This window comes from Micropruina sp., from assembly GCF_047607385.1.
GTDB lineage: Bacteria > Actinomycetota > Actinomycetes > Propionibacteriales > Propionibacteriaceae > Micropruina.
In genome coordinates this window covers 1-6,057 of sequence record NZ_JASGDE010000132.1, presented here as the reverse complement: position 1 = coordinate 6,057, position 6,057 = coordinate 1, and the positions used below count along the sequence as shown (strand labels likewise).

Here is a 6,057-nt window from a genome sequence, read left to right as displayed (position 1 = left end):
GCCACGACGACCTGCTGGCGACCTCCGGTGCCTACACCCGCCTGCTCACCGGCGAGCCGGAGGCTCAGCCCGGAGGCGCTCAGTCCCGGTGCAGCAGCCTGGAGGGCGACCGGGTGCTCACCGAGGACACCACCGAGCACGTCTACCACCACCCCGCCCCGGACGCGGTCCACAGCGAAGCCATGGCGGTCGGGCTGCGTCCGGAACGGTTGGACGACTCCCCCTACTGGCTGCTGCACCGGGACTGAGCGCCTCCGGGCTGAGCCTCCGGCTCGCCGGTGAGCAGGCGGGTGTAGGCACCGGAGGTCGCCAGCAGGTCGTCGTGGCTGCCGTCGACGACCACCCGTCCGCCCTCGAGCAGCACCACCCGGTCGGCAGAGCGGATCGTCGAGGTCCGGTGGGCGATCAGGATCGTGGTCCGGCCCCGGCGCAGCGCCCCGACGGCGGCGTTCAGTTCGGCCTCGGCCAGGGCGTCGAGATGGGCGACCGGCTCGTCCAGGATCAGCACGGCGGGATCGAGCAGCAGCGCCCGGGCGATCGACAGCCGTTGCAGCTGACCGCCGGAGAGGGTGGCGCCGCCCTCGCCGATCGGCGTGTCCAACCCGTCCGGGAGGGCGTCGAACAGCTCGCCGAGCGCCGCCTGCCGCAACGCCGCGATCATCGCCTCGTCGGTGGCGTCCGGCCTGGCCAGGGCCAGATTGCTGCGCAGCGTGCCGCGCATCGCGTAGGCGGCCTGCGGGACCAGCACCACCCGGCGCCGGACCTGGTCGGAGTCGACGCTGCGCAGGTCGCGACCGCCCAGCCGGACGCCACCCCCGGTCGGGTCGGCGAACCGGACCAGCAGATGGGCCAACGTCGACTTACCGGCACCGCTGGCCCCGACCAGCGCGACGGTCTGGCCCTCGGGAATCGCCAGGTCGACGCCGCGCAGCACCGTCGTGTCGCCGTAGCCGGCCTCGACCCCGCGCAGTTCGAGCGTGCCGCGTCCGTCGAACGGCTCGGGGGACGTCGCCTCGTCGTCCACCGGGGAGGGCGCCCGGGCGACGTCGTGGACGCGGCGGGCGGCGGCCGCCAGTTCGCCGAGCCGCTGCCACATCGCGAAGACGCCGGTGACCGGGGCGAAGGTGTGGAAGACCAGGACGACGGCGACCGGCACCACCGCCGGCGACAGCGCGCCGGCCCGCACCTGGCCGCCGAGCACGGCGAGCATGCCGAGGTGGGCGGCGGCGATCACGCTGTCGGCCAGCGCCGATTCGGCACCGGCGCGCAGGTTGAAGGCCCGGCGACGGCGCTGCAGCGCCTCGGTGCGGCGCAGCACCCGGGCGATCTGGCGTCCCATGGCGTTCAGCGTGAGCAGGTCGCGCAGGCCCTGGGCACCTTCCAGCGTCTCCGCCTTCAGCGCCGAGAGCTCGGTGCGGACGGCCTCGCCCTGCCGGGCCTGCAACGGCGCCAGCAGCCACAGCGGCACCAGCAGCAAGAGCAGCCCGGCCAGCAGCATCAGCGCCGGGGCACCGACCAGCGCGACGCTCACCGAGACCAGCAACAGCGGCGAGATCACCGCGGCCAGCGAGGCGCCCGCGGTGTGCGCGTAGAACCATTCCAGCTGCTCCACGTCGTTGACCGCGGCGCCGGCGACCTCCCCGGTGCGCCGGCCGGCGAGCCCGCCGGGCGCGATCCGGCCGATCGCGGCATGCACCACCAGCCGCAACTTCGCCAGCACCCGGTAGGCCAGGACGTGCGACCACCACGACTCCAGCCAGGTGAGCACTCCCAGCAGGACGACGCTGACCGCCAGGACGGCGACCCACAGCCCGATGCCGTCGAGGTGAGCGACCGCGATCCGCGCCGACAGGTAGGCGGTCAGCGCGGACACCGCGGCGGCGCACAGCTGCATCCCGACGATCAGCGACACCGAGGTGACGAAGAGCGGCCGCTGGTCGGCCAGCACGCCGCGCAACGACAGCACCCCGTCGAGCAGCTCCCGGCTGCCGCCGGGAATCCGTCGGGCCTGGGCGTCCCAGATCAGCTGGGCGCTCACCGGCTGGGCGTTCGCAGGCTGCGCGCTCATCGGACGGCCTCCGCCTCGGCACCCTGCTGCCGCGCCATCGCCGCGAACAGTCCTCCGGCGGCCAGCAGGTCACCGGCCGAGCCCTGCTCGCGGACCCGGCCGTCGGCCAGCACCACGATCCGCGGCAGTTCGGCCACTGCGGCGAGCCGGTGCGCGATCACGATCAGGGTCTGCTCGGGACGGAACTCCCGCAGCCGGGCCAGCAGGGCCGCCTCGGCCTGCGGATCGAGCGCCGAGGTCGCCTCGTCCAGGACCAGCACCGGGGTGCGGCGCAGCACGGCCCGGGCGATCGCGACGCGCTGCCGCTGCCCGCCCGACAGCAGTGCCCCGCGCTCGCCGACCGACCGGTCCAGCGCCGAGGCCGCGGTGCCGTCCGGGCCGAGCTGCTCCAGCCCGGCCAGCTGGATCACATCCAGCAGCGCAACCTCGTCCGCGTCCGGGTCCGCGTCCAGCAGGTTCTCCCGCAGGGTGCCGTGGAACAGCACCGGGGTCTGCGGCACCACCGCGACCCGGTCGACGCAGTCGGCGGCGGCCAGCGCGACGGTGGGGACGCCGCCGAGCCGCGCCTCGCCTGCGTCCGGCAGCGCGAACCGGGCCAGCAACGCCGCCACGGTGGACTTGCCGGAACCGCTCGGGCCGACCAGCCCGATCCGCTCACCGGCCCGGACGCGCAGGCGCACCCCGTCCAGGGCCGGTGCGCTCGCCGCCGGGTAGCGGTAGCGGACGTCCACCAACTCGACGTCGACGGCCCGGGTGCCGGCGGGCAGTGGCAGCGCCGGCCCGGACGGCTCCGGCGGGACCGGCTCGCCGAGCACGTCCAGCAGCTGCTGCCCGGCGAAGACGCCCAGGTAGCCGGCGTGCCAGTGGCCGGAGAGCTCCCGGAAGGGCCGGAACATCTCGGCGGTGAGCAGGGTGACGGTGAAGATGGCCAGCGCCGGCAGTGCCCCGGCACCGATCCGCTGCAAGCTGATCAGGATGGCCACCAAGGGGCCCAGCACAAGGGAGAACGCGCTGATCCCCGACTCGATCAGGGAAACCTTCAGCTGGGTCATGGTGGCGGCCAGCAGCCGGTCGGAGGCCTGTTCCAGCTCCAGCTGGCGACGGCGCACGGCGCCCAGCGCCTTGAGCGTGGTCATCGCCTGCAGCGAGTCGACGAAGTCGGCGTGCAACCCGGAGTAGGCGTCCCAGTGCGAGGAGCCGCGCTCGGCGAGGACGCGGTCCCACAGCCGCGGCAGCAGCGGCACCAGCAACGCGGTGGCGCCGACCACGAATGCGACCGGCAGGTCGAGCGACGCCAGCAACCCGACTACCACCACGGTGTTCAGCACCACGATGGCGACCTGCGGCAGGTAGCGGCTGTAGTAGGCGTCCAGGTTCTCCACACCGTCGACGAGCATCGACTGCACGGTTCCGCTGCGCTCCCGGGTGAGCGGAATCGGACCCCGTTCGGCCAGCCGGGTGAGCACCCGCTCACGCAGGTCGGCCTTGATCGCGGTCATCGCGCGCACCGCGGTCAGTTCGCGGGCGATGCCGGCCAGCGGACGGATCAGCAGCAGCACCGCCAGCAGTCCGAGCCAGCCACCCAGGCCGTCTCCGGAGGCCGTGGCGGGCGCGAACAGGATGACGAAGATCTGTGCGGTGACCAGCGCCTGCGCCAGCAGCAGCGCGGAGATCGCCAGGCCGCAGAGAAGGGGCCAGACCAGCAGCCCGGCCCGGGGCCCGAGCAGGCGCAGCAGCCTCAGGTGAACCGACGAAACCACCACGCCTCCCCATCTGGGGCGACGCGTTGCCACTCCCATATGCGACTGACTATCATTTTCATTCATGTCTGTCCACGCCGGCAAGCTCCCGGTCATCGCGCTCACCGGCCATCTGGGCGCGGGCAAGACCACCCTGCTGAATCACCTGCTGCACACCCCCGGCGCCCGGATCGGCGTCGTGGTCAACGACTTCGGCACGATCAACGTGGACGCCGCCCTGGTCTCCGGGCAGATCGACGAGCCGGCCTCGATCGCCGGCGGCTGCCTGTGCTGTCTGCCGGACGCCGGCGGCCTGGACGAGGCGCTGGAGAAGCTGGCCCGCCCGTCCCGGCGGCTGGACGCGATCGTGATCGAGGCCAGCGGCATCGCCGAGCCGGCCGCGCTGGCCAGGCAGATCCGGTTCAGCGGGGTGGACCGGGTTCGCCCCGGCGGCGTGGTGGACGTGATCAACGCCGCCGACCATTTCCGGACCGTCGACACCGAGCCGCTGCCGCCGGCCCGCTACGCCGCGGCGTCCCTGGTGGTGGTGAACAAGCTCGACCGGGTGCCGCCGGCCGAGCGGGCGGAGCGGCTGAACCGGATCGCGGCCCGGGTGCGGGAGCGCAATCCGCGCGCCCACCTGGTAGCCGCCAGCAACGGACGGATCGACCCGGTGCTGGTCTTCGACCCAGCCGGCCGGCCCGAGGTGTCCGATGAGCTGCCACTGGTGCCCGAGGAACTGCCGCTGGCCGCCGACGACCATCACCACCATCATCAGCACGCCGACGCCGTCACGGTGCTCGCGTCCGGCCCGGTCGATCCCGGACGGCTGCTCGACCTGCTGGAACAGCCGCCGCCGGGCGCCTACCGGATCAAGGGCTGCGTCACCGTCCCGACCGCGCGGGCGCCGCGCCGCCAGCTGGTCAACCTGGTCGGCACCCAGCTGCACATCGCCGACGACGCGGCGTCCCCGGTTCCGGACGCGCTGGTCGCCATCGGCATGCGGCTGGACCGGGCCGCCGTCCGGGCTCGCCTCCAACACGCCCTGGCCCCGGCCGACGCCCGGCCCACCGCCGCCTCGCTGCGTCGGCTGCTCCGCTACCGCCGGCTCAGCGCATAGCGGTCAGCGGCCCGATTCGGCGGCCGCCTCGTAGCGGCTGGGCCGGTCCCAGGGACGGCGCAGGTGGGCCACCGCGACCCCGCCGGAGACCAGCAGGAACGCCGCGTAGTACACGTGATGGGTGACGAACAACCCGACGATGCCCAGGCCGAGCCCGCGGCACAACAACCAGCCGACCGGCAGGAACACCGCGTACTCGGACAGCAGGCTGGCCCACAGCGGGGTGCGGGTGTCGCGGAACGACCGGCAGATCGCCAGGGCGGCGCTGGTGGCCAGGATCCAGGGCGCGCCGGTCCAGGCCAGCCAGGCCACCGAGCCGGCCTGGGCCGCGATCGCGGTTCCGACGGTGGCCGCCAGCAGCGGCTCGGTCACCCAGGGGAACCCCGCGGTGAGCACGATCACCGGCACGGCGCCCACCACCAGCATCGCGGTCAGCGCGCGGCGATAGGCGTCCCGATCGTTGGCGCCGCGGCCCTGGGAGAGCACCGTGAGGCCGGCGGAGGTGATGCCCATCAGCACCACCCAGGCGATCACCAGCAGGGCGTCCAGGGTGCGGGTGGCGGCCAGCACCTCGGGAGGGCTGGTCGACAGCACCAGCGTGGCCACCACGCCGGCGCCGGCGGAGGTCGCCCCGAGCAGCCCGTCCGACCAGCCCAGCCCGAACGGCTCGCGTTGCGCTCGTCCGGGCGGCCGCAGGCAGGCCGGCAGCAGCCGGGGCGTGGTCGCGCCGGCGCCGAGCCGGGCGATCCAGACCAGCAGCACCGCACACCCGGCCAGCGGCGAGCAGACCGTCCCCACACTCACTCCGAGGGGCCCGAGAACCGGCAGCAGGGCCACCGAGACGCCGACGTCCACCACCGCGGCGACCACGGCGGAGAGCACCACCGGCCGGGTCGATCCGCGGCCGGTGACGAAGCCGCGGGCGATCGCGGCCAGCCCGGCGAACGGCAGGCTGAACACCACCACGCGCAGCATGGCGCCGGACAGGCCGGCGTCGATGGCCGTGCCGCCGACCACCGCGGTGAGCGGGTCGGCGACCACGACGAGTCCCAGGATGAACGCCAGCGACACCGCCACCGCGATCGGCACCGGACGCTCGGCGGCCCGCGCGGCGCCCGCGGCGTCGCCGG

Annotated in this window: 4 protein-coding genes and 1 pseudogene; 2 read left to right on the top strand and 3 right to left on the bottom strand. The window is 74.3% G+C overall.

Going from position 1 to position 6,057, the window contains the following annotated elements; genetic code table 11:
- A pseudogene (locus QM582_RS11880) lies at positions 1–248 on the top strand (hypothetical protein); the annotation flags it as partial.
- Here the strand turns inward: QM582_RS11880 and QM582_RS11875 are convergent.
- Together QM582_RS11875 and QM582_RS11870 are read right to left on the bottom strand one after the other, a co-directional pair.
- Positions 224–2,068 (bottom strand): ABC transporter ATP-binding protein, encoded by a 1,845-nt coding sequence (locus tag QM582_RS11875; protein WP_415084653.1) that lies wholly within the window; start codon positions 2,066–2,068, stop codon positions 224–226. The pseudogene QM582_RS11880 and the gene QM582_RS11875 sit on opposite strands and share 25 nt — an antisense overlap.
- Positions 2,065–3,828 carry an ABC transporter ATP-binding protein/permease gene (locus QM582_RS11870; RefSeq protein ID WP_415084652.1) on the bottom strand — a complete coding sequence of 588 codons (1,764 nt, stop codon included), beginning with the start codon at positions 3,826–3,828 and terminating at the stop codon, positions 2,065–2,067. The genes QM582_RS11875 and QM582_RS11870 overlap by 4 nt, the downstream gene beginning before the upstream one ends.
- A 64-nt stretch (positions 3,829–3,892) precedes the next feature.
- Between QM582_RS11870 and QM582_RS11865 the strand changes: the two genes are divergently transcribed.
- Complete coding sequence (locus QM582_RS11865; protein WP_415084650.1) at positions 3,893–4,927, top strand: CobW family GTP-binding protein; 1,035 nt, start codon at positions 3,893–3,895, stop codon at positions 4,925–4,927.
- A 3-nt stretch (positions 4,928–4,930) separates the two neighbouring features.
- Here QM582_RS11865 and QM582_RS11860 read toward each other — a convergent pair.
- A partial coding sequence (locus QM582_RS11860; protein WP_415084649.1) for an MATE family efflux transporter occupies positions 4,931–6,057 on the bottom strand: 1,127 nt, incomplete at its 5' end.